This is a genomic window from Ardenticatenales bacterium (genome assembly GCA_020634515.1).
In the GTDB taxonomy this organism is placed as follows: Bacteria; Chloroflexota; Anaerolineae; order Promineifilales; family Promineifilaceae; genus JAGVTM01.
Genome location: JACKBL010000003.1, coordinates 184,426 through 209,144, shown reverse-complemented (window position 1 = coordinate 209,144; position 24,719 = coordinate 184,426). Strand labels below are relative to the sequence as shown.

Sequence of the window (24,719 nt, the reverse complement as noted above, 5' to 3'; positions counted from 1 at the left end):
GTTTTCAGGAAGACTCACACATACACGACCTTCCTGGAAGCTCACCGCTTCCAGGAAGGTACACACACAGATTACGGCAGTTCAAAGGTCTCGGCGGGACGCAGCGATGGGGCTTCGGTGAAGTCTTGCAGCACGACAAACGCATCCGGGCCGCCCTGAATCTGGCGAATCTGGGCCATGCGCGGGGAGCGGTTGTTGTTGCTGAAGTCTACGATGAAGACGCCGTCCAACACGTTGTACTGACCGAGGTCAATCAGGCCTTGCGTGATGGTTTCGCCGGAAAGATTGGCCCAACCATTTTCGTCAATAGCTTTTTCGGCTGCTTTGACGGCCAGGTCCACGCCGGCGAAGGTGAGGAGGTAGCCCACGGATTGTAGTTCGGGTGGGCGCTCGTTTTCGGTGAAGACTTTGCTGATGTACTGGATGCCGGCATTATCCTGGTCCGTCCACCACAGATAGGGGAAGGCGGAGATCATGCCCACGGCCAGCGTCGGGTCGCTCAGGTAAGCATACGTCGCCAGGTCCATGGCCCAGTTATTCGCGCCCACCAGGAAGCTTTGGCGCAGACCCAGCACGCCCAACGCATTGAGGATGGAGGCGGGACCAAAGGCCAGCGTATTCGTGTAGATGACGTTGGCCCCCGCGGCCTGCGCGTTGAGGATGGCCGTCGAGGCATCCGCGGTGGGGGTGGGATCGATCAGTTCCTCGGCGACAATGGTCACGCCCAGGGATTCCGCGTAAGCGCGGCTTTCCGGCGTGAGCGCGCCCTGCCCGTAGGCGGTGGGCCAACTGATGTAGGCCAGGTTGATTTCGTCCCCGGCGCCCGCCGGTTTCACCGCGTCCCAGTTGGCCGCGATGTAGTCCAGGAAGAGGCCGAACTGTTCGGGGTAGATGGGGGCATAGCCGAAGGTGTAGCCGGAATCGGGGCCGTAGAAGGCGACCGAGCTGAGGCCGGCGGCCAGGTTGGGGATTTTGTCTTCGCGGAAGCGGCTGGCCAGGGCTTCGCCGTCACCGGAGCCGTAGGTGAACATCATGAGGACGTTGTCGTCTTCGCTGGTGTAGCGGTCATAGGCGGCCACGGCGGCGTCCACGCTGCTCTGGGTGTCGGTGAATTCCAGGTTGATGGTGGCCCCATAGATGCCACGACCGGCGTTGGCGGCGGCGACGGCGTCGTTGAAACCGGTGACGAGGGGGGCGGTGATGCCGGCAAGCGGACCAGACAGGTCGCCAAAGTGATAGAAGGTGAGGGTGCGGGGCGTGAGGACGTGATCGATGACGTGGATGATGCCGTTAGATGCCGGCACATCCGCCATCACCACATTCGCCTCACCATTGATCACCACGCCGCCATCGCGCACGTCAATGCTGAGGTTGCGGCCTTCCAGCATCGTCGGCGCGTAGCTCAAGCCGACCACATCAGCGGAGGTCACTGTGCCGGCCACCACATGGTAGAGCAGGGTGTCGGCATCCGCGGCGGCCCCGCCCATCGCCTCAAAAGCAGCGTTGGTCGGCGCGAACACGGTGAATTCGCCGCCGCCGAGCGTATCCGCCAGGCCCGCCGCCGTCACCGCTTCCGCCAGCATGGAGAATTCCGGATCCGCCGCGGCGATTTCCGCGATGGTCATCGTGGAGGTGTCCATCATCGGTTCCTCGGTCGGCGCTTCCGTGGGTTCTTCCATGGGGGCTTCCGTGGGTTCTTCCATGGGCGCTTCCGTCGGCTCTTCCATAGGGGCTTCCGTTGGCTCTTCCATGGGGGCTTCCGTGGGAACCGGCGCGGGTGTGGCGGTTGGTTCCGCCGCCGGGCTGCTGCACGCAACCATAACACCCAGCAAAAGAATGATAATTACCAGAATTCGCATTCGTTTAAGCATGTCTCTTCTCCTCAAGATTTCGTGGCTGCTCGTTCGATTGCAGACCACGGATTTTGCTGCATGATTTCCTGAAAAATGTCTGGGTAGGGGTTGGGTTAAAAGGGTGTCAGGCACTCACCTCCTTAGTGGCTGTTCGCAATTAAGCTAGTGGAATTGTGCGAACAGCTTGTTAGTAACCGTCCGATGAAAACGTGAAGTTATTTTCGGACGGTTACTTAGTGCGCAAAGGGCCGCAGCCGCCAGGCGGCTTTGATGAGCTGCCAGCGGTAGGCGAGGCCGCGCGGCTCGAAGACAAGAAACAGCATCAGCGCCAGGCCAAAAATGAGGGGGCGGAGGGCGGCGGTGGCGGTTCCTTCGATGGCCGGAATGAGGTCAATGAGGATGGGGGTGATGATGACGACGGCCTCTTCGATGAGGAGGACGAGGGTGACGCCGAAGAAGGGGCCGACGCTGGTCCCCAGGCCGCCGACGACGAGCATACCCAGCATGAGGACGGAGCTGGTGAGGTTGACGGTTTCGGAGTTGATGAAGCGGAGGTTGTGGGCGAGGAGGGCGCCGGCAATGCCGGCATAAACCGCCGCCAAAAAGAACGCGCGTAGCTTATACGTGAATAAATTGATCCCCAACAACTCCGCCGCCAGGTCATTATCCCGCACGGACACCAGCGCCCGCCCAAAACGGCTGCGCGAGATATTATGCGTGGCAATTGTGGTGATCATCAGCACCGTCAGCGTAATCAAAAGGAAAGAACTGGGTTCGCCGAAGCTGAAAAAGCAGGCATTTGCGTCCGCCTTGTACGTTGTGCCCAACAAGCAAGAATTGGCAATAACGGGGATTTTCAAGCTGACGATGGCCACATTGATTCCTTGCGCCCCGTTGAGGACGTCCTTGAATGAGTTGCGCGCAAACCAGGGGATAATGAACTGCGCCCCGAGCGTGGCCATCACCAGGTAAAAGCCCTTCACGCGCAGCGAAGGCAGGCCAAACAGCAGCCCCACCAGCCCGGCCACCAGCCCGGCCACGGGCAGCGCCAGGAAGAAACTCCAACCGAGGTTTCCCACCAACAGCGCGGACACATACCCGCCCACGGTCATAAACGCCGCCTGCCCCAGAGAAATCTGGCCCGTGTAACCGGTGAGAATGTTTAGCCCCTGCACGGCGATGATGAAAATGCCGATGCGGTTGACCAGGGAGATGACTGTGCCGCTGCCGTAGAGGGGCAGGGTGTAGAGTGCGACCAGGCAAAGGAACAGCACCACATACTGCCAGCGTTGCCGCAGTACGGCCATGTCTTGTTCATATCGGCGGTCAAAGTCGCCCGCGGGTCTGGAAACAGCCATAAACAGCTCTCTTTACCTTTTTAGATTGGTTTATTCTCCAAGAATGAACCAATCTTTGAGTTCACTGAAAAAACCGGGTTTTTCGAGTGTCCGGCCGAAATGTGTAAAAACCCGGTTTTTGGCCTTTTTTCAGTAGAGTCAATCTTTAAATTGTCGAAGCCCATGTCTTCGGCCGGCTCAGGCAACGGGCCAAGTCGTTCCCTTCTGCCTTCAAACATCCGCCTTTCGCCCTAAATCCGCTCAATCCGCTTCTGCCCAAACAGACCGTCCGGGCGAATCACGAGGACGATTAGGAGAATGATGTAAGGGACGATTTCCTTGGAGTTGCGGATGGCCTGGGCCGCCTCCGCGCCGAGGAAGAAGTCGTTGTTGGGCAGGGCGACGATGCCCTGAAACAGGCCGATGATCAGGCCGCCGATGACGGCTCCGGGGATGGATTCCAGGCCGCCGAGGAGGACGGCGGGGAAGGCGGCAAGGACGACGATGGGCAGGCTGAGGTCGAGGCCGCTGGCGGTGGCGATGAGGATACCGCCGATGGTGGCGATGATGCCGGCAATGGCCCAGGAAAAACCAAACACGCGGTTGATGCGAATGCCTACTGCCTGCGCGGTTTCATGGTTTTCCGCCGTCGCCCGCATGGAAAGGCCCGTGCGCGTGTACTGGAAGAAGACGTACAGGAGCACGACGCAGGCCATGGCCACCATGAAGGACCAGAAGAGGTCCTGGCGCAGGATGACGATGAGGCAGCCGGGTTGGGGGTCTCCTCCGAACGCGAAATGACAGTTGGCAACAGTGCCGGCATTTTGTGCCAGCGGCAGCGTAATGCGATACGGATTCGACGTCGAAAACAGCACCGGAAAATTCCGTTGCGTCGGCCCAAACGTCAGAATCGTCAACCCTTGCAGGACCTGGCTCAACGCCAGCGTCATCAAAATAATCGACAGCAGCGGCTGCCCCGTCATCGGTCGCAGCGCCAACCGCTCAATCACCAGCCCCAACACAATCGACGTCAACAGCGCCAGCACAATCGCCAGCCCAATCCGCGGCAGAAAATTCTCGTCTCCCGGCAAAATCCGCCCCAGCGCATTCTCCGAGGAATACCACCACGTCGCCATCGCCCCAATCAGGAGCATCTGCCCATGCGCGAAGTTGAAAATCTCCGAGGACTTGTAAATAAGCACCAGCCCTAACGCAATCAGGGCGATGGGTCCGCCACTCAACAAGCCCGTTACCGCGAATTGGGGGAGAAGCTGCCAGTTCATGCCTTCTTTCCTAAAGTGACCGTCCCCAAATAACTTCCCTTTTCAGATTGGTTCATTCTCCAGGAATGAATCGATCTTGGGGAGGACTAAATTCTGGACGCTCACGAATCTGAATGGAGGAACATCGTTCCTCCCTTGCCTCATTTACGCCACGGCGGTGGCAATGCGCAGCGACGTCTCAATAAAACCCTCGCTGCCATCCTGATACCGCACCGGCGCGCGCACCACCAGGCTCTCCTTATTGGCATACATCGCCTCAATAATCGCCTGGTAGCGATCATACAGGACACCACGACGCAGCTTGCGCGACCGCGTCATCTCCGCCTCATCCGCATCGAATTCCTTATGTAGCAGCACGTAGCGGCGAATCCGACCTTGCGGCGGCAAATTCTCGTTAACGCCCTGCACCGCTTTCAGCACCAGTTCATATACCTGCGGCTTCTGCGATAGGTCCGTAAAAGTGGTGTATCCAATGCCGCTGCGCTCCGCCCAGTTGCCCACGTTGGCGAAATCAATAATCACCAGGGCCGTCACGTAATCCCGCGTCCGGTCCCCAATGGCCATTACGTCGCGCACGTAGGGGCTGAACTTCAGCCGCCCCTCAATGAACTGTGGCGAAAATCGCTCCCCATTGGAGAGCGTGATCATGTCCTTGACACGGTCCAGGTAAATGATGTGGCCGTCTTCATCAATGTAGCCCGCATCCCCGGTGCGGAACCAGCGCGCGCCATCCGCATCCACCAGCAGCGCCTCCGCCGTTTTTTCCGGGTTTTTGTAGTACCCCTGGAAAACCGTAGGGCCGCCGATCTGGATTTCGCCATCTTCCGAGGTGCGCATGGGAATGCCCGGCGCGGGCTGCCCGACGCTGGCGAACTTGATGTCGTTGTCGCGGTGCAGTGTCACCCCGCCCGTCACTTCCGTGGAGCCGTAAATCTGCTTCAAATTGATACCCAGCGCGTGGAAGAAACGCATCGCGTCCGGGCTGAGGGCGGCCCCGGCGGTGTAGGCGGAGCGAATGCGGGACAGCCCCAACTGATCCCGAATAGGCGCGAAGACCAGCCAATTGCCCAATTGATATGCGGCGCGCGTCGCCAGCCCCAGACGCTCGTTGGTAAACCGTCGGTCGGCGACTTTGTAACCAACCGGCAAAAACGTTTCGTACAGCTTCCGATTCAGCCAGGAGGATTCGTTGATGCGCACCTGTACGTTGCCCACCAGGTTGTCCCATAGGCGGGAGTTGTAGAGCAAACCCTGCGGCGCGATTTCGCGCACGTTTTCGCGCACGGTTTCCGGTTCTTCGGGGAAGTTCATGATCACGCCCGTGATCACGTGGGGAGCCACGCCCAGCGCGTGTTCGCCAATCCAGCCCAACGGCAGCAGGCTGACATGGTTATCTGTATCATAACGGACGTCTACCTGTTGAAATGCTTGCGTGATCACCACCAGGTTGTCGTGCGTGAGCATGGCCCCTTTGGGCAACCCGGTCGTGCCGGATGTGTAGCAGAGGATGCATAAGTCCTGGCCGCGCCCCAGGGCAACTTCCTGCTCGAAGCGGTCTGGCTCTTGCGCCAGCAGTTCTCGCCCCAATGCCTGCACCTCCGTAAAGGCGACCAGCCACGGCTCGTCGTAATTCCACAAGCCGCGATCATCCCAGTAGATCACGCGCTCCACTTTGGGAATCTCGGCGCGAATTTCCAGTAGTTTGTCGCACTGCTCCTGGTCCTTCGCCAGGACAAAGCGAGCGTCGCTGTGGTCCACGATGTAGGCGATTTCGCTGCTGATGGCGTCGGTGAATAGGCCTACCTGAACGCCGCCCGCCGCCAGCAAGCCCAGATACCCCCAGAGATATTGGCGGTCGTTGTCACCGACCGTGGCGACGTGGTCGCCGCGCTGCATGCCCAGGGCGATCAGGCCGAGGGCGAAATCGCGCACGTTTTCGTAGGATTGCTGCCAGTTGAATTCCTGCCAGATGCCGAATTCTTTCTGGCGCAGGGCGACTTTCTTGTCCCCGTATTGGTGGACAAGTCGCAGGAAATGTTGGGGGAGGGTTTCCGGGGTGTTCATAACGGTCAGGTTGGCGATGAAATGAGATGCGAATGGCAGCGCTCTTGTCTTGATCTTCCGGGAAGCTGTTTATGAGACGACGCTGGCCTGCGAGTGAGCTTCCAGGAAGGTCGGTTGGTATCTTCTCAATAAAGGGTGGTCACGTTGGTTGAGCTTGTCGAAACCAACGGCCTTCGACAAGCTCAGGCCAGGTTTCCCCTGAGGTATTGAGAATTTACGTCTGTCGGGTAACAAGAACCACGCAAGTCTTTCTGAATCGCTGCTACGCCTCGCCGAGGTAGGCGCGGATGACGTCGGGATTGTTCTTGATCTCATCGGGGTTGCCGTCGCCGATTTTGACGCCAAAATCGAGTACGACGACGCGGTGGGAGATGTCCATGACGAGGCCCATGTCGTGTTCAATGAGGATGACGGTGATGCCGCGACGTTCGTGGATGTCCAGAATGAAGCGGGCCATGTCTTCTTTTTCTTCCACGTTCATGCCGGCCATGGGTTCGTCGAGCAGCAGCAAGGTGGGTTCCAGGGCAAGGGCGCGTCCCAGTTCGACCCGCTTACGCAGGCCATAGGAGAGCGCGCCGACGATGGATTTGCGGACGTGGGCGATTTCCAGAAAGTCGATTATTTCCTCGACGACGTATCGGTGGCGGGTTTCCTCCCGCTGCGCTGCGCCCCAGTAGATCATGCTTTGCAGGCTGTTCTGCTTCATGTGGATGTGGCGGGCGGCCATGAGGTTGTCGAGGGTGCTTAGTCCTGTGTAGAGGGCGATGTTTTGGAAGGTGCGGGCGAGACCGAGGCTGGCGATTTTGTACGGCGGGATCTTGGTGAGGTCGCTGTCCTGGAATATGACGCGGCCTTGTTGTGGGCGATAGAAGCCGCTGATGCAGTTGAGGATGGAGGTTTTGCCGGCACCATTAGGCCCGATGATGGCTCGAATTTCTCCCTGGCGCACATCAAAATTGATGTTGCTGAGAACGGCGGTTCCACCAAAATGTAAGGAAACATTTTCGGCGCTGAGCAGAATGTTGTCTGAACTCATACCTGTAAGATTGTTGGATGGGGGCGCGAATAGGTGCGCGGCGTTTTCAGGAAGTTATGAGACGGCGGCTGGCTTTTCTGGCGACAGCAGTTAGCCTACACAAAGCTATCATAGGCGATGTTTCTATGCAAGTTTTTGGTAGGTTGTGCGGGATTGGGGGACGCGGAGGGGCGCGGATATGGGGTTGAGCAATAGCCCTGGTCCGTGTTTTCCGCGCTTATCCGCGTCCCCCTTTTTTAGACGCGGTAGACGAAGCCGGGTTCTTTGCGGGCGGCTCCGTAGGGGGCGAGGGTGGCGACGAGTTCGTTGTGTAGCAGACCGTTGTCGGCGATGATGCCGTTGACTTTGGGGAAGGGTTTGTTGTAGGTGATGGGGTCGTTGTTCAGGTCAACGACGCGCCCGCCGCTTTCTTCGATAAGGAAGCTGCCGGCACAAATGTCCCATTCGTGCTTGGGTCCGCGGCTCCAGGTGGCATCGCAAATGCCGGCACTCACCCGCGCCAACTTATAGGCAATACTCCCCACAATCTTCAACTGCACCAGGTCCGTAAACGGTTCAAACTCCCCCTTCTTGATTTCCGAACGACTGGCGTCAATCGCCGCCCCGGCCAGCGCCGCGCGCGGGCTAAGGACGGCCGCCCGCCCATTGTACAGCGTGCCCTGCCCCTTCGCCGCCTGGAACAACTCCCCCGTTGCCGGGCTGTAAATCACGCTGAGGATTGGCTGCCCCGCTTCCACCAGCGCCACGGCCACGGAGAACTCTGGGATGCCCATCACAAACTCTTTTGTCCCATCCAGCGGGTCCACCACCCACACGTACTTCTTGTTCAGGCGGTCGGGGTTGTCGCGCGTTTCTTCGCTGAGCCAGCCCGCTTCCGGCAGCAGCGCCAGCAGCCGTTCTTTGAGCAACGTGTCCGCGGCGAAGTCCGCATCGGTGACGGGGTTGTCGGGACTTTTGTCGGCCACTTCAAAAGATGAATGGTAATACCCCATGATGGCCGCGCCGGCGGCGCGGGTGATTTCGATAACGTCGTTCAGTAAATGTTGCATTGGTAACTCCTTCAGAAAATACCTTGTAGGACGAGTTTCCAACTCGTCCACGCTTTCAATACAGACAGGATGCGAATGAATGCGGAAAACCGCGGATAAAACAGAAATCCGAGTTATCCGTGACTATTTTCATCCATCGTGGTACAGGCTGTTTTCCCCCACCCGTTTGATGTTTGAACCGGCAGGAGAGTATAGTGAGAATGGGAGAGGCGCGCAAGGCTTGACAGAGCCAGAGGCTGGCCTGATACTTGTGCGCCTATGAGAGAGAAATTTCTGCCGGCATTATCCCTACACACCTCACTCATCCTGGCGCTGCGGGCACAGCAACTCCTCCCCGACTCCGCCCACACCGACGCGGCTGTCTGGCTGTTTCTGGCGGCCATTCTCCTTTTCCTCGGCGGCATTCACTTTTGGCCGGATGCCGGCAGCCAATCAGGCGAGGATTGGCCCACCATCGCCCCGCCCGCGCAAACCGTTTACACGATGGCGGGACATCCCTGGTGGCAGTTGGTCCTGGTGTTGGCATCGTCGGCGTTGGCCGCGTTTGCCTATCGCCATTTTGCCTTCGACACCTTCACCCGCTCAGGCGTGCTCGCCTGGGTTGGTTCCCTGGCGCTGTTCCTGTTGACCTTTGCCGAACTGCCCGCCGCCTGGCTACAAGAGCGGCTGGCACGACTCCGGCAGGGGGAGTGGCCCATCCGGCTGCACTGGCATCGCCTGGCACTGCTCCTCATTTTCCTGGTGGCCGTCTATTTTCGCGTGCATCGACTGGCGCAAGTGCCATCGGAGTTGGGCAGCGACCAGGCGGAAAAATTACTGGACGTGCAGGACGTTCTCAACGGACTGCGCCCTATCTTCTTCCCGCGCAACACCGGGCGCGAAGCGTTCCAGTTTTACCTGACGGCCCTCCTCATCCGCTACACCCCGCTGGAGATCAGCCACCTGGCCCTAAAAGTGGGCACGGTGATGATCAGCCTGCTCGCGTTTCCCTTCACCTACCTCTTGAGTAAAGAGTTGTTTGATCGGCGCATGGGGCTGCTCACCGTAACGCTGCTCTCTATCTCCCACTGGCATGTTGCCATCAGCCGCGTTGGCCTGCGCTTTCCTTTCACGCCCGCTTTTGCCGCCCCCACTCTCTATTTCCTGGTGCGCGCCTTCCGCACCAATCGGCGCAACGATTGGCTCGCCTGTGGCCTGTTCCTCGGCGTCGGGCTGCACACCTACATTCCCATGCGCATGGTTCCTTTGCTGCTGCTGCTGTTGGTGCTGCTGAAAGCCGCGTTGGATGGACGGTTGGCGCGGCGGCGGCGTCCGCCGACGGAAAGCACGGCGCTGAGGTGGGCTTTCTGGCAAAATGGTGTGTTGGCGGGGGCGACCAGTTTCCTGGTATTTTTGCCGTTGTTTCGTTACATGATGGACCAGCCGTCCATGTTCTGGTATCGCGTCACCACGCGCTCTTCGGATGCGCTGGGGCAGGAAAGTGTCTGGCAAACGCTGGCCGTTTTCTGGCAAAATGTGAAAAACGCGGCGTTGATGTTTAATTATCGCGGGGATGTGGTGTTTGCCAATACGATCCCCTTCTCGCCGGTGCTGGACTGGGTGACGGGAGGGCTGTTTGTCCTGGGGCTGGTGTATTTGCTCTGGCGGCTGGTGGCCCGCCGTGACCGCCGTCCGCTTTATTTGCTGCTGATGCTGTTTATGCTGGTGCTGCCGTCCATTCTCAGCATTGCGTTTCCCAATGAGAATCCCAGCGTGGTGCGCACGGGCGGGGCTATTCCCATTGCCATGATGATTGCGGCGCTGCCGTTGTGGGCGACGTGGAATCGTTTTGCCGGCACTTTCGCCGGAGCAGGACGATTCTACGTGGCGTTGCTGCTGCTGACTATCTTCGTCATGGCCGGGCGGGAGAATTACAACTGGTACTTTGTGCGTTACGATGAACAGTTCCGCCACAGTATCTGGAATGCGAGCGAAATGGGGCAGGTGGTGCGCGGTTTTGTGGACAGCATTGGGGATTTTGATCATGCGTACCACATTCCGTATCCGTATTGGGTGGACACGCGGGCGATTGCCATTGATGCCGGCAACATTAACTGGAACAACGTCGTCATGGATGTGCGCTCCGCCCTGGAGCAGCAGCGGCTAGACCCGGCTCCGAAGCTATACCTCTACTACCTGCCCGACAGCGACGCCCGCCAATGGCTGCATCAAATTTTCCCCAGCGGCACGGACTCCCATTACGCTTCCCAGGTCGGCCCGGACAAAGACTTTGGCGTCTATTTCGTGCCGGGGGAGTAGCGAGGGAGGTAGGAGGTATGAGGTAGGAGGTATGAGGTAGGAGGTATGAGGGTGGTTGGTGTAGATTGGTGGATTTGTGAGTCGGGGTAGTCGCGCACTTGCCACTCGCTACTTGCCACTCGCTACTTGTCCCTCGCTACTTGTCCCTCGCCATTCGTCCCTCGCTACTTGTCCCTCGCCATTCGTCCCTCGCTACTTGTCCCTCGCCATTCGTCCCTCGCTACTTGTCCCTCGCTACTTGTCCCTCGCTACTTGTCCCTCGCCATTCGTCCCTCGCTACTTGTCCCTCGCCACTCGCTTCCCGCAAACGCTTATCGCAGTTGTTGCGAGGCCAGGTAGTCCAGGATGTCGATTTTGGTGAGGATGCCTTCCGGCTTGGTGCCCGTGGAGATCACGACCACGTCTGTATGGCTGAAGATGCCCATGAGGGATTCCAGCGGGGCGTTGGGGCGCACAATGGTCACGTTGGGGTCGATCAGGGATTCGATTGTCTCGTCCGGCGTGTGCGCGTGATCGGCGGTGAGCATGTGTAGCAGCAGGTCTACTTCACGCACAATGCCCAGTAAATTGCCGGCATCGTCCACCACCGGCGCCTGCGAGATACTGTTTTCCTTGAACACCGCCACCACATCCGTCATCAAGTCCCGCGGATGCAGGGTGATGATGCTCGTTATGCTCTTCGCCATGTTCACATCCTGCGCCCGCGAATCAACCCAGGCCCGTTCCAGAAAGCCATTTTCGCGCATCCACTCGTCGTCGAGGAATTTGCTGAGATAGCGCGAACCGGAGTCCGGCAGCAGCACCACCATCACATCATCCGGCCCCAGGTTGTGCGTGCGCGCATATTTCACCGCGCCGGCCATTGCGGAGCCGCAGGAGCCGCCCACAAACAACCCCTCTTCGCGCACCAGGCGGCGCGCCATGAGAAAGCTCTCGCGGTCATTCACCTGCACAATCGAGTCCACGACGCTTAAATCCGTGGTGCTAGGCAGGAAATCCTCGCCAATGCCCTCCACTTTGTAGCTTTCCGCCTTCACGGTGCGCCCACTGCGGTGCAGTTCGTAGAGGATGGAACCAATCGGATCGACGCCGACGACTTGTACGTCGCGGCTTTGCTCCTTCAGGTAGCGCCCCACGCCGCTGATCGTGCCACCGGTTCCCATGCCGGCAACAAAATGCGTGATTCTGCCGGCAGTTTGTTGCCACAATTCCGGCCCGGTTCCCTCGTAATGGGAAAGCGGATTCACCGGATTATGATACTGGTTCGCCAGGATCGCGTTGGGCGTTTCCGCCACCAGCCGCTCCGCCACCTTGTAGTAGCTGCGCGGATCATCCGGCTCCACCGCCGTCGGCGTCACCACCACGCGCGCGCCAAAAGCCCGCAGCAGCAAAATCTTCTCCTGTGACATCTTATCCGGCATCACAAAAATCGTCTTGTATCCCTTGATGGCCGCGGCAATGGCCAGTCCCACGCCTGTGTTGCCCGACGTGGACTCCACAATCGTGCCACCTGGCTTAAGCCGCCCGCTGCGCTCCGCCTCTGCGATGATAGTATAGCCAATACGGTCCTTCACGGAGCCGCCGGGATTGAAGAATTCGACTTTTGCCAGAACCGTGCAGGGCAGATCCGCCGCGACGGAGTTGATACGCACCAATGGCGTATTGCCAATGGTCTCTACAATGTTATTGAAAACGGTCATTTCTTGTGTGTCACTCATTTTGATCATACAAAACCTATTTGGAAAGGGGATTCAAACAAAAACCACGCCTTGTTCTGCCCAGACACAAGGCGAGGAAAGGACGAAACGAGTAGTGCGCGACGATAGGCGCAAGGATACTATACACCTATGGAGGGAGCAAGCCGTGCGGTGGTCCGGGGTGTCATTCCCAGAGATGGTCGTTTGTGTTACACTTGCATTGGCGAAGTCTGCCGACGGCGTGGGGAGGAGAAGTGTGATGCACACACAAATGAGCTTCGTGGCCCAACACACTAAAACGTGCGTCGCGCTTGTGCCACTACTCCGCCGCCTCATTTGCTTTTGGGAGCATTGCACAATTTTGGAGGGTCATTATGAAGAAGCTGCGTTTTGTTTCACTACTGTTGGCATTGGTCGTGTCGCTGGTTTTGGTGACGACGGCTGCCGCGGATACGACTTACGTGGTGCAGTGGGGGGATACCCTGGCATCCATTGCCCGTCGCTACGACACCACGATCACGGCGATTGCTCAGGCGAACAGTATCCTGAATCCGAACCTGATTTATGCGGGGCAAACGCTGATTATTCCCACGGGGGGAGGGACACCGCCGCCACCCGCGCCGCCGCCGGCGCCCGGACCGGGCACGACGTACACGGTGCAGCCCGGCGACACGCTGTATCGCATTGCGCTGCGCTTTGGGGTGACGGTGCAGGCGATTGCCCAGGCCAATGGGATCGCCAATGTGAATTTGATTTATGTGGGGCAGGTGTTGCAAATTCCGGGCGCCGGCGGAGGAACGCCGCCACCGCCTGCGCCGGGTCCCACGTCAATGGGCTTGGGCGGGCAGACGCAGTCGTTGGCGCACCCGGATTTGATGAAAAATGCCGGCATGACCTGGGTCAAATTCCAGCATAAATGGACACCCGGTGACGATCCCGGGGCGCTGGCGGGCAACATCCAATTGGGCAAGAACAATGGCTTCAAAGTCCTCTACAGCATTACCGGAGCCAACGTCTATCCGCAGCCCAATTCTATTGACTTCAATGCCTTTGTCTCGTTTGTGCGTGGCGTCGCCTCCCTGGCCGCGCCCCCCGACGCCATCGAAATCTGGAATGAGATGAACATCGATTTCGAGTGGCCCGCGGGGCAGATTGATCCCACGAGCTACGTAAATAACATGCTCAAGCCCGCCTACAATGCCGTTAAGAGCGCAAACAGTGGCATCCTCGTCATCAGCGGCGCGCCCGCGCCCACCGGCTTCGATAATGGGACAAATGCGTGGGCGGACAACCGGTATATTGCCGGCATGGCCGCCGCCGGAGCCGTCAATTACATGGATTGCGTTGGCGTTCACCACAACGCCGGAGCCACCGCCCCTGGTGCCACCAGCGGTCATCCCGGCGGCTCTCACTACAGTTGGTACTACCAGGCCACCCGCGATCTGTACGACAACACCTTTGGCGGCGCGCGCCCCGTTTGCTTCACCGAACTTGGCTACCTCTCCGGTGAGGGGTTTAGTAAGCTGCCCGCCAACTTTAGCTGGGCCAGCGGCACATCCGTGGCCGAGCAGGCGCAATGGCTGGCGGAAGCGTACAGCCTCTCCGCCGGCAGCGGGCGCGTGCGTTTGCTCATCATCTACAACGTCGATTTCACCCTTTACAACCCCGATGGCGACCCGCAGGCGGGTTATGCCATGCTCCGTCCCGATGGTTCTTGCCCGGCCTGCGACGCCTTGCACGGCGTCACCGGCGGCCAATAGCCCGGCGTCCCTTTACGCACGGGCTTGTACTTGCACGATGCCCGCATTTAGTGGCTCTTTCGGATCTCCGGGGGAGTGGAGGCTTCAGCCGGAACACGATGCCCGCATTTAGTGGCTCTTTCGGATCTCCGGGGGAGTGGAGGCTTCAGCCGGAACGGTTCCGACTCAAGTCTCCACTCCACGAGATCTTCCCGGAAGCTCGATTTCAAACCCAAAACGCCTCATCATTCGGCTTGTTTGGCAGCAAAACAGCTTCCGGGAAGGTGGTCGTGAATAGTGACGGAGAATGAACCAATCCTAAATGGACACGACTGCCCTATCTTTTCTCCTGAAGACGTGACACTCATCATGCAATCCCCGTTACGAGTGCCATTGACACGCAGGGGGGGCATCATATACTAATTAACTGTGCCGGACGGGGCTTGACGTGGCTTGTATGCCGGCACAAGCGAAGACAACTCTCGGCCTCTCATGAGATCTCACTGGACAATTGGGCGAACGGCGCATCGGCTTCGCCTCATTCTTATAAGGAGCGCGGCATCTTATGGACATAAGCAGCAATAAGCATTACGTGGCGGTGGTGGGCGCGGGACCCGCGGGCCTCTATGCGGCCAAAGAATTGGCGGATAATGGCGTCCACGTAACCCTGTTCAATCGTGACATCAAACCTGGCGGGTTGGCCGAATACGGCATCTATCCCGACAAATACAAAATGAAATCGGGACTGCGGCGGCAGTTCAGCCAGATTTTGGATACGGAGTCGATTGACTACTTCGGCAACGTAACCGTCGGCAATGATGGGGATGTGACGCTGGACGAACTGCGGCAAATGGGGTTCGATGCCATCCTGGTGACGGTTGGGGCGCAGGGGACCAAGTGGTTGGGCCTGGAGGGGGAAAATCTGCGGGGCGTTTATCACGCCAAAGATTTAGTGTACCACTACAACCATTTGCCCCCCTTCAGCCAGGAGAAATTCGACATCGGTCGCCGCGTCGCCATCATCGGCGTGGGCAACGTGATGCTAGACATTGCTCACTGGGCCATCCGCGATCTGAAGGTGGATGAGGTGGTCGCCGTGGCACGGCGTGGCCCGGCGGAAGTCAAGTTCACCAAGAAAGAGATGGAAATTGTGGGGGCGAACTTGGATCTTGCGGCGCTGGATGCGGAGTTGGCGCGCTGCAAGCCGGTGATGGATGGCGTCGCGCAGGATGCGCAGGCGGCACGAGACTACATTGTGGCCGGACTGGCGCGGGCGCTGGAGCCTGTGTCGGAAACGAAATTGCGCTTTGATTTTCTTGCCTCACCCTACCGCATTCTCGGCGAAGATGGCCGCGTCACGGGGCTGGAAGTGGAGGAAACGACCTTGCTCCCCCGTGGCGACGATACCAAAGCAAAGGGGCTGGGGACATATCGCGTCATTCCCGTGGACACCGTGGTTTTTGCCATCGGCGACCGCGTAGACGAAGGTTTTGGCCTACCGGTGGCCTGGAATGAGTTCGTCAAGCGCGAGAATCCGCGCTTCCCCGTTGATGGCAACTCGTATGAGGTTTTCGATCCGGCGACAAATCAGGCGATAGATGATGTCTTTGTGGCCGGTTGGGCGCGCAAAGCGAGCGAGGGATTGGTGGGCGCGGCGCGTAAGGATGGCACGAACGGGGCCAAAGCCGTGCTGCAATACCTGGCGACAAAAGAGGCTGCCGCGGCATCGCCCCTGCCCGGTGTGGTGGCGCGGGTGCAGTCCCTTGATGGGCAGGTGGTACGCAAGGTGGATGTGCGCAAGTTAGAAGCAGTGGAAGCGCGTATTGCGGCGGAGCGCCATTTGCCGGAGTTTAAGTTCGACAGCAACGAAGAGATGTTGGCGGCTATTAAGTGAGCGTCTAGATGGGTTCATTCTTGGAGGACGAATGACGAATATGTCGTTCGTCCTACCGGGAGGGCGCTGTTGCCGCCTGACAACCATCAACTAACCACGATTTTCGGTAATTACTAACGCTCTCAGGAGATTGGACCAATTTTACGCGCGCAATGACCATTTTCACCAGAAAAAATTGGTCCAATCTGGCATAGCAGTTACGATTTTCGTGGGAATTGACCCGCGATAGCGCGATACTGTTTTGTTGGCAAAGGCGGAAGGAGTTCTCCTTCCGCTTTTGTGCGTTAATGGGCGGCCGGAAGTTGTCGTAGTTCCCGCCAGCGTTCCAGCGCGCCGGTGCGGAATAGAGCAGGGTCGAAGTCGGCCAATGATTCCCAACCTTCGACGCTGGCCAGATTATGCGCCTCTTCCGTTAGTTCGATTTCCAGCGTACGCCCGTCGGTGTGCATCTCAATGGTCAATAGTTCCTGGCCATCGTCGATGATGTCGCGTACGCAAAGGCGGTCACTGCCTTCAGGGTAGCGGATGAAGGCAGCGGAGCAGCGCTGGCAAAATGGCAGACTGGCATCACATAAATCTCGGTCAATGACAACACGCATGGTCGTTACTCCTTCGCGGTGCGAGGGGGGCGCCGCGCGAGTGGCGCGCCGGGGAAGAGCGCACTTTGATTAATAAACCCAATTCATGATGGCGCAAATTGGGCTTTCTGCCTAGTGACAGGTGTCATGAAAAAACGCGCCGTTTGGCGGACGGCGCGTTTTTCGTCGGTTCAGATGGGAGCGGGGCAGGCTTTTAGTTGGGTGAGAGGGTTTCGACAGGGGTGGGAACGGGAAAGGGGAGGAGCAGGGCGGCGTCCAGGACTTCGTTGATGCGTTCGACGAGGATGAAGTTGAGGTCCTGACGCAGTTTTTTTGGGATTTTTTGCAGGCTGTTTTCGTTTTTGCGGGGCATGACAAAGGTGGTAATGCCGGCACGTCTGGCCGCCAGCGCCTTTTCCCGAATCCCCCCCACCGGCAGCACCCGCCCGCGCAGCGTGATTTCCCCCGTCAGCCCCACATCGCGCCGGATAGGACGATTGGTGAAGGCGGAAACCAGCGCCGTCACCAGAGCCACGCCCGCCGAAGGACCGTCCTTGGGCACGGAGCCTTCGGGAATGTGTATATGCACGTCGTGGTTTTCAAATATCTCCACAGACACGCCCCAATCAGCGGCATGGCCGCGCGTATAGCTGAGGGCTGCCTGGGCGCTTTCCTGCATGACCTCGCCCATCTGCCCCGTGAGGGTGAGGCCGCCTTTGCCGGGCATGAGGATGACTTCAATTGCCAGGATGTCACCGCCGGCGGCCGTCCAGGCCACGCCGGTGGCGACGCCCACTTCATCTTCTTCGCGCATGAGTTCCGGCGTAATTGGCGCGGGGCCGAGGAGGTCCTCCAACTGTTTGGCGGAAATACGCCGTGCGTATCGCCGCCGTTCGGCCACGCGGCGGGCGGTCTTGCGGCAGATGTTGGCGATTTCTCGCTCCAGGTTGCGCACGCCGGCTTCGTAGGTGTACTGGCGGATGAGCATTTTCAGCGCGTCTTCTTCAAAGCGCAGCCCGGCTTTGAGCAGGCCATGTTGGGCGATCTGGCGGGGGATGATGAATTGCCGGCATATTTCCAACTTCTCCTCCTCCAAATATCCCGAAAACTCAATCACCTCCATGCGGTCGCGCAGCGCCGGCGGAATCGGGTCCAGCCAGTTGGCCGTCGTAATAAACAGCGCGTGTGACAGGTCGAAATCCAGTTCCAGGTAATGGTCGGAGAAAGCATTGTTTTGCTCCGGGTCCAGCACTTCCAGCAGCGCCGACGAAGGATCGCCGCGAAAATCCTGACCCAGCTTGTCGATTTCGTCCAGCATAAACAGCGGGTTATTCGTGCCCGCGCGCCGGATTGCCTGAACAATCCGCCCCGGCATGGCGCCAATGTACGTGCGGCGGTGGCCGCGAATCTCCGCCTCATCCCGCACGCCGCCTAAACTGACGCGCACGAATTTGCGCCCCAGCGCCCGCGCAATGGACCGTCCCAACGAGGTTTTGCCCGTGCCGGGCGGGCCAACAAAGCAAAGGATGGGCGTGCGCATCGTTTTGGGCGCAATTTGTTTGACGGCAATGAATTCCAGGATGCGGTCCTTGATGCGCTCCAGGCCAAAATGGTCCGCGTCCAACACCTCGCCTGCGTGGCGCACGTCCAGGTTGTCCTCCGACTGTTCATACCAGGGCAGATCGAGAATGAGGTCCAGGTAGGTGCGGATGACGCCGACCTCCGGGGACATAGGGGGCATGGCTTGCAGGCGGGAAAGTTCTTTGTCCACTTTGGCCCGCACTTCCTCCGGCAGTTTCTTTTGATCAATGGCCTGCCGCAGTTCCGCCAGTTCTTGCGTGAAGACGTCCATTTCCCCCAATTCGCCCTGGATGACGCGCATTTGCTCGCGCAGAAAATGCTCTCGCTGCGATCGGTCCACTTCTTGCTGCACTTTGGCGTGAATTTCGTCCTCAAGCTCCAATACGTCCAGCTCTTGCGCCAGGAGGATGCTCACCTTTTGCAGCCGTGCGGTGGGGTTGATGGTTTCCAGGATGTCCTGACGCATGTCGATAGATAGGCTGAGGGCGGAAGCCACGAAGTCGGCCAGCCAGCCCGGCTCGTCGATGTTCATGGCGAAGGTGAAAAGCTCGTCGGGCAGGTTACGATTGAGGTCCACGACTTTTTCAAACAGGGCCATGACGGCGCGCATGGAGGCCTCCGTCGCGGGTTCCCAATCGACCGGCTCCGGCACGATGCGCGCCCGCACGCGCATATATGGTTCCCACTGCGTGAACTCCAGGATTTCTACGCGGTTGCGTCCCTGGGCCAGTACACTGGTGGAGTTGTCGGGCATGCGCATGGTGCGCCCTACGCTGGCTTCCGTGCCAAACAGGAAGATGTCGTCCACGTCGGGGTCTTCAACCTCGCCGTCTATTTGCGCGGCGACGATGATGGGTTCGCTGTGAGAGGTGGCTGCCTGGATCGCGCTGAGGGAGCGCTGGCGATCTATGAATAGAGGCATGACCATCTGTGGATACAGGATCAGGTCGCGTAGGGGGATGAAGGGGCAGTTAATGGTGCCATCCGGGCTGACGACCTCGTTGACCTGGAACAGTTCGTTATTGAGGTCAAACTCCGTGAGGAAGTCGGGAAACTGCGGCAACTCAAAATCATCTCTCATGTTTAGATGGTCCTTCAGCGGCTGGGATTTCGTTAATGCGTTGGCCTGCTCAAGTCTGATTGTAGACGTTCCCACTGATTTAGCAAATCGCCGACGATGTAGAGCGAGCCGGTGACGCAGATGAGGTCGGCGGGGCTGCTTTGCTGCCAAAGGGTGCGCAGGCCATGCACCAGATTGGGACTGATTTGGATGCTGCCGCCGAGAGTGGCGGCGACTTGTTGCAGGTGGGTGGGATCGGCGGCGCGGGGGTGGGTGGAGCGGGTGACGACGATGTTGGTGGAAAGAGGGAGGAGTGCGCGGAGAATGCCGGCAAAATCCTTATCCCGCGTCACGCCCAACAAAAACCGGCAGCGGCGGTCCGGAAACAGATCGCGCAGCGCCTGCGCCAGTTTGGCCGCGGAATCCCCGTTGTGCGCGCCGTCAAGTAGAATATCCGGCCCCTCTTCGGACGATGCCGGCAGGCGTTGCAGCCGTCCCGGCCATTGTGTGTGCGCAAAACCTGCCTGCACCGCCGCCGTCGTCAGGGTGGGAAAATGGGGTTGTACCTGGTCCAGCGCCGCCAGGGCCACGGCGGCGTTGACCTGTTGGTGATAGCCCGGTAGCGACAGCGTCAACAGTCGTTCCGTGGCGGCGGGATTGGGTGCGCGCTGATCATAGACGGCCACCTGCGACAGCGTGGGGTCCAGGGCGCGCGTGGCCAGGGTCACGTCCTGCCCTACGAGCGTGGTCGGCGCGTCACGGCTGGCGGCGATGTCGCGCAGGCGGCGCAGCGCCTCTGGCGGCTGCGGCGCGATGACTACGGGTACGCCCGGCTTAATGATGCCCCCTTTTTCGCCGGCGATCGCCGCCAGCGTTTCGCCGAGCAAGGCGGTGTGGTCGTAGCTGATGGACGTGATCACGGCGACGAGGGGAGTGAGGGCGTTGGTGGCATCCAGCCGCCCGCCGAGGCCGACTTCCACCACGGCGATGTCTACTTTCTCCTGGGCGAAGTGCATGAAGGCCAGGGCGGTGACGAGTTCAAACCAGGTGAGGCCGGGGATGGTGGGGATGACCGGGCGCAGTTGGTCCACGAGGGCGACAAAGGCGGCCTGGCTGATGCGCCCGTCTTCGTCCGCCGGGGTGAGGATGCGGATGCGTTCGCGGAAGTCGATCAGGTGGGGTGAGGTGTAGAGGCCGACTTTGAGGCCGGCGGCGCGCAGGGCGGCGGCGCAGTAGGCGGCGACGGAGCCTTTGCCTTTGGTGCCGGCAATGTGGATGGCTTTCAGGCGTTCGTGTGGGGAGCCGAGGGCGGCGAGGAGGCGACCGGGGCGGGTGGGATCCATTTTGTCGGGGCCGTAGAGTGCCGGCATTTTCTTTTCATAATCGATGAACTGTTGCAAATAGGCTTGAGCCGCTGCAAAAGCGGGCGTGATCGGTTCGGGACGTAAGAACATGGGAGTGATTGTAGCTGATGCCCGAATTCAGGGGCAAAAAGTGATATACTTCATTGGCTTGGCGGTAGCTACCCATGACCGACCGCCAACCGCTAAGGAACGGAAATTAAATAAGCCAACGAAGTTCTTTCCTTACCGCTCCTTCAAACTGGCGATGCCATGCACATCTTATTCTATCGCCAGTCCTAACCACCAACTATCCACGACGAGGAACATCAATGCTGGTTCAAATTCATGGAACGCTGGCCAATACGGTCTGGTTATTTTTCTTGCTAATTGGGTTATGGGGCCTGGTGCGGGCGATTCGCGGGCAGGGCGTCGATGGCAATTACCTGGGGGCACTCGTCATCGGGGAGGGGTTGTATGTGCTGCAAGGCATTCTGGGATTTGTCTTGTGGCTGGAGGGGGGGCGTCCGGGGCGTGCCGGCATTCACCTCCTCTACGGCATCTTTTCCATGCTTTTTCTCCCCTTCATGTTTGGCGTCCTGCGCGGCGACGAAAGCCATCGCGGCCAATGGGTCTACGCCCTCGTGACCTTGTTTCTCTTTGGCGTTGCCCTGCGCGCCATCTACACGGGCAGTTAGTGGCTGCCGACAATGAAGTTAGTGGAAATGTGCGGATAACGGCTATCATGGATAACGGCTATCATGGATAGCGGCTATCCACAATAGCGGCTATCATGGATAGCGGCAGTAACCGTCCGCAAAAAGTGTGAAGTTGTTTTCGGACGGTTACTTGGTAGTCGGTGTTGCCGGGTTTTTGCCGGCAGCCCTTCGGCGCGCTTCCCTGGCCCAAATTGTCGCCCATCCATCTACTTTTCATGAGGAACTTCGATTAAACGATGGTGTTTAACATAGTGGAACGATTGGTTCCACCATGCACACGTCATCTATCTCAGGAGGCAAAGATGTTGAACCGTATTATGGGTGTGCTCAAACTGGATGCCAACACGTTTGAGGAGATCGAACACGACCAGGGCGCAACGATGGAAGCGTTGATCATCGTGATCGTCGTGGCCCTGGTCAGTGGTCTTGGCAGTGGCGTTTTGAGCGACAACTTCATTGGTGGCTTCCTTAGCTCGGCCATCAGCGCGGTCATTGGTTGGCTGGTTTGGTCGGCGACCACTTACTTCGTGGGCACATCGCTGTTTGGCGGCAAGGCGGACATGGGCGAGATGATGCGCGTTATTGGCTACTCCTACGCGCCGCAGATTCTCAGCTTTATTCCCTGTGTTGGTTTTCTGGCGCTGCTCTGGTCGTTGGCCGCGGGCTTCATCGCCGTGCGCCAGGGACTTGATCTGGACAACGTGAAGGCGTTGTTGACGATCGTGGTTGGCTTTATCCTGGTCTTGATCGTTTCCTTTGTTCTGGGCCTGATATTTGGTGTCGGTGTGTTGGGTATTGGCGCGCTGACGGGCGCACTGGGGGGATAAGGCGTCGTCCTCTCCCGGGCAAGACCGGGCAATGCCGGCACGTTTACGCCAATGAAGAACGCCCTCGCCATGCGCGAGGGCGTTGTTGTTTCAGGTGGGGAGTTGGCCGTTTTGGGCGAGGGTGAGGAGTTGACGTAAGGCTTGCAAGCCGTGGGCGCGGTCGTGAGGGGGGATGGTCAGGGAGGCGAATTCGTCTTCGTCCAGGATGCGGGTCTGGCCGTTGGCGGCGACCCACAGGTCCAGCGCCAGGTCGGCGCAGCGCACGGCCTCCGCGGTAATGTGCGCCGGGCGGCAGATGTTGCAGTACCAGCCCTTATGCGTCCGGTCGTCTCGATCATAGATGGCGAAGACGTTATACCAGCGGTCGTTGTAAAAATACTCCACGAAGCGGTCCTGCCGGTTGAAGGTTGTGTACCCCAGGTCCATATCCGGGCGGTTGAAGAATGCCTCCAGGCGCACGGCATTGGGGTGGCGTTCTAGCAGCGTGGCCGGATACTGCCACACTTCGCGTCCCGTTTCGTCCAACTTGTAGACAATCATGCGACCTGTCGAGAATGAGTACGCCGCCAACCGCCTTTTACCCGCCTAACTGGGCGCGTAGTCCGGCGATATGCGCTTCCAATTCTTCGACGTGATCGCGCTGGGCCACCAGTTTCTGGTTTTCGGCGCGCACGAAGCGGCTGAAGGGGGCGATGGCGTCTTCGATGCGTTGGTGGCCGCGGCGCATTTCGCGGTCGAACTGTTCGTTGAGGGTTTCGGTGAGGCGTTGGCGCAGGTCGTTTAGTTTGGTGGAGAGTTCCTGGTTGGCTTTGCGGCGGCGGGCGGGGAGGACGAGTAAGCCTAATGTGACGGCGGTGATGCCGGCAATTACACCCGTGGCATCAAGAAAGGCGACATGCGTTGCCAGGGCGATCAGCGCGCCCAGGCTGGCCCCGCCCAGCGTCAGCCCGGCTGTCTCTATGACCGATTTTCGCGCCACATCCGCCAACTGGCTGGCCTCAAACCGCTGGTCGTAACTGGCAATTGTCTCATGCGCGGCGCGGCCAATGGAGTCGATCAGTCGCTGCCGGTCGTAGGCGAGCGTGCCTTCCTTGGGACCGCCTTGCCCGATGATGCGCTCGTCATTTTCCTGGCGTCGTCGCGTCAGATGCTCGGCGACCGCCGTCCATTGTCGCAAATCCTGCTCCACCAGCCAATCGACCATTTCGCCGACGCGCCGTTCGATGAGTTGCGGCGTGTTCCCCACCACATCCTGCTCGAACCGCTGGCGAATGTGTTCCTTGCGCATCAGGTCGGGCATACGGAAAAGGCGCATATATTCGTCGAAGAAGTTGCGCCCGCGCATTTCCATGTCAAAAAGGAGGTTGTTGATCTCGCTGATGCGGCTCTCAAAATTGCGCTGCATGTCGTTGTGGTACAGGGACATTTGCCGGTCCACGTCTTCTAGCAAGGTGGTATCGCGGCGCAGGCTTTCCAGGTCGTCGTCGGTGAGGTCGAGCTGTTTTTTGACGAGTTTGTGCCCGACGCCGAGGGGGTTGAGCAGTTTGAGGCGGAAGCGTCCGTTGTCATCCAGGGTGTCACGGATGAATGTTTCCAGGGGTTCGAGGCCGCTGCTGCTCCAGAGGCGCGGGTCGCCGGCTTTGGCACGTTGGGCACGTTTGGAGGAGATGGCGAAAATTGCCGGCACATTACCCAACAAATCCCGCGCCGCCTGCCGTACAAAATCCAGAATCTGGTTCACTTCGGCGTCATCGGTGAGGATGTCGATTTTGTTGATGACGATGACGATTTTCTTGCCCCACTGCCGGATTTTGTCCAGGAATTGGCGTTCGCTTTCCGTGAAGGGGCGGTCGGCGGAAGAGACGAAGAGGACCAGGTCGCTGCGGGGAATAAACTCCGTGGTGAGGGTTTCGTGTTCGCGCAGGATGGCGTTTGTGCCGGGGGTGTCCACGATATTGATGCTGCGCAGCAGTTCAACAGGGGCGGTTTGCTCCCAGACGCCTTTTTCGATGGGCTTTTGCTTGCTTTCTGGCCCGAATTTGAGGAGGTAAATCTGGCTGGTGGTGGGGGTGACGCCTTCGGCCAGGAGGGGCGTGCCCAGGAGTGCGTTGATGAAGGAGGATTTGCCGGCATTAAACTCCCCCGCCACCACTAACAAAAACAACTCGTCTAACTGCCTGATCGACTCCGCCAGCGCGTCCCGGTCTTCAAAAGGCGCTTTCAGGTCCGCCAATACATCCCGCAGCCGGCCTAACGTGTCCCGCGTGCGCTTCAATAACTCTTCCTGGTCACTGTTCAATATCGTTTGCATAGGTGTTCTTCAGTTGTTGGATCGGGTGGAAGATCCGTTTCTTACGTATCGCG

At 59.0% G+C, this 24,719-nt stretch carries 17 protein-coding genes; 5 read left to right on the top strand and 12 right to left on the bottom strand.

Annotated elements, in window-relative coordinates:
• Window positions 1–71: 71 nt before the first annotated feature.
• The 6 genes from H6650_09790 to H6650_09765 all read right to left on the bottom strand — a co-directional run bounded on the left by H6650_09790 (window position 72) and on the right by H6650_09765 (window position 8,622).
• The gene (locus H6650_09790) at window positions 72–1,871 is read right to left on the bottom strand and encodes an ABC transporter substrate-binding protein (GenBank protein ID MCB8952290.1); all 1,800 of its coding nucleotides are present in this window, start codon (window positions 1,869–1,871) and stop codon (window positions 72–74) included.
• A gap of 215 nt (window positions 1,872–2,086) precedes the next feature.
• Window positions 2,087–3,211 carry a branched-chain amino acid ABC transporter permease gene (locus H6650_09785; GenBank protein ID MCB8952289.1) on the bottom strand — a complete coding sequence of 375 codons (1,125 nt, stop codon included), beginning with the start codon at window positions 3,209–3,211 and terminating at the stop codon, window positions 2,087–2,089.
• Between the two features lie 230 nt (window positions 3,212–3,441).
• On the bottom strand, window positions 3,442–4,473 hold the full coding sequence (locus H6650_09780; protein MCB8952288.1) for a branched-chain amino acid ABC transporter permease: 1,032 nt from the start codon (window positions 4,471–4,473) through the stop codon (window positions 3,442–3,444).
• A 144-nt stretch (window positions 4,474–4,617) separates the two neighbouring features.
• Entirely contained in the window at window positions 4,618–6,537 is a 1,920-nt protein-coding gene (locus H6650_09775; GenBank protein MCB8952287.1) for an AMP-binding protein, read from the bottom strand.
• A 262-nt stretch (window positions 6,538–6,799) separates the two neighbouring features.
• Complete coding sequence (locus tag H6650_09770; protein MCB8952286.1) at window positions 6,800–7,573, bottom strand: ABC transporter ATP-binding protein; 774 nt, start codon at window positions 7,571–7,573, stop codon at window positions 6,800–6,802.
• Window positions 7,574–7,809: 236 nt separating this feature from the next.
• The gene (locus H6650_09765; protein ID MCB8952285.1) at window positions 7,810–8,622 is read right to left on the bottom strand and encodes a 3'(2'),5'-bisphosphate nucleotidase CysQ; all 813 of its coding nucleotides are present in this window, start codon (window positions 8,620–8,622) and stop codon (window positions 7,810–7,812) included.
• A 258-nt stretch (window positions 8,623–8,880) separates the two neighbouring features.
• On the opposite strand from H6650_09765, the gene H6650_09760 reads away from it, so the two are divergent.
• Window positions 8,881–10,920 carry a glycosyltransferase family 39 protein gene (locus H6650_09760; protein ID MCB8952284.1) on the top strand — a complete coding sequence of 680 codons (2,040 nt, stop codon included), beginning with the start codon at window positions 8,881–8,883 and terminating at the stop codon, window positions 10,918–10,920.
• A 311-nt stretch (window positions 10,921–11,231) separates the two neighbouring features.
• Here the strand turns inward: H6650_09760 and H6650_09755 are convergent, their stop codons facing one another.
• Window positions 11,232–12,620: a cystathionine beta-synthase gene (locus tag H6650_09755; protein MCB8952283.1), complete on the bottom strand. Its 1,389-nt coding sequence runs from the start codon at window positions 12,618–12,620 to the stop codon at window positions 11,232–11,234.
• A gap of 371 nt (window positions 12,621–12,991) precedes the next feature.
• Between H6650_09755 and H6650_09750 the strand changes: the two genes are divergently transcribed.
• A complete protein-coding gene (locus H6650_09750; protein ID MCB8952282.1) occupies window positions 12,992–14,377 on the top strand; it encodes a LysM peptidoglycan-binding domain-containing protein in 1,386 nt (461 codons plus the stop codon).
• Window positions 14,378–14,921: 544 nt separating this feature from the next.
• Window positions 14,922–16,250 (top strand): FAD-dependent oxidoreductase, encoded by a 1,329-nt coding sequence (locus H6650_09745; GenBank protein ID MCB8952281.1) that lies wholly within the window; start codon window positions 14,922–14,924, stop codon window positions 16,248–16,250.
• 284 nt (window positions 16,251–16,534) lie between these two features.
• Here H6650_09745 and H6650_09740 read toward each other — a convergent pair whose 3' ends face one another.
• From H6650_09740 to H6650_09730, 3 genes are all read right to left on the bottom strand, one after another.
• Window positions 16,535–16,849: a hypothetical protein gene (locus tag H6650_09740; protein ID MCB8952280.1), complete on the bottom strand. Its 315-nt coding sequence runs from the start codon at window positions 16,847–16,849 to the stop codon at window positions 16,535–16,537.
• Window positions 16,850–17,042: 193 nt separating this feature from the next.
• Complete coding sequence (gene lon, locus H6650_09735) at window positions 17,043–19,490, bottom strand: endopeptidase La (protein ID MCB8952279.1); 2,448 nt, start codon at window positions 19,488–19,490, stop codon at window positions 17,043–17,045.
• Between the two features lie 32 nt (window positions 19,491–19,522).
• Entirely contained in the window at window positions 19,523–20,923 is a 1,401-nt protein-coding gene (locus H6650_09730) for a bifunctional folylpolyglutamate synthase/dihydrofolate synthase (protein MCB8952278.1), read from the bottom strand.
• A 218-nt stretch (window positions 20,924–21,141) separates the two neighbouring features.
• On the opposite strand from H6650_09730, the gene H6650_09725 reads away from it, so the two are divergent.
• Window positions 21,142–21,507 carry a hypothetical protein gene (locus tag H6650_09725; protein ID MCB8952277.1) on the top strand — a complete coding sequence of 122 codons (366 nt, stop codon included), beginning with the start codon at window positions 21,142–21,144 and terminating at the stop codon, window positions 21,505–21,507.
• 323 nt (window positions 21,508–21,830) lie between these two features.
• Complete coding sequence (locus H6650_09720) at window positions 21,831–22,355, top strand: YIP1 family protein (GenBank protein ID MCB8952276.1); 525 nt, start codon at window positions 21,831–21,833, stop codon at window positions 22,353–22,355.
• 90 nt (window positions 22,356–22,445) lie between these two features.
• Here H6650_09720 and H6650_09715 read toward each other — a convergent pair whose 3' ends face one another.
• On the bottom strand, window positions 22,446–22,895 hold the full coding sequence (locus H6650_09715; protein ID MCB8952275.1) for a DUF402 domain-containing protein: 450 nt from the start codon (window positions 22,893–22,895) through the stop codon (window positions 22,446–22,448).
• A 37-nt stretch (window positions 22,896–22,932) separates the two neighbouring features.
• Complete coding sequence (locus tag H6650_09710) at window positions 22,933–24,666, bottom strand: dynamin family protein (GenBank protein ID MCB8952274.1); 1,734 nt, start codon at window positions 24,664–24,666, stop codon at window positions 22,933–22,935.
• Window positions 24,667–24,719 lie beyond the last annotated feature (53 nt).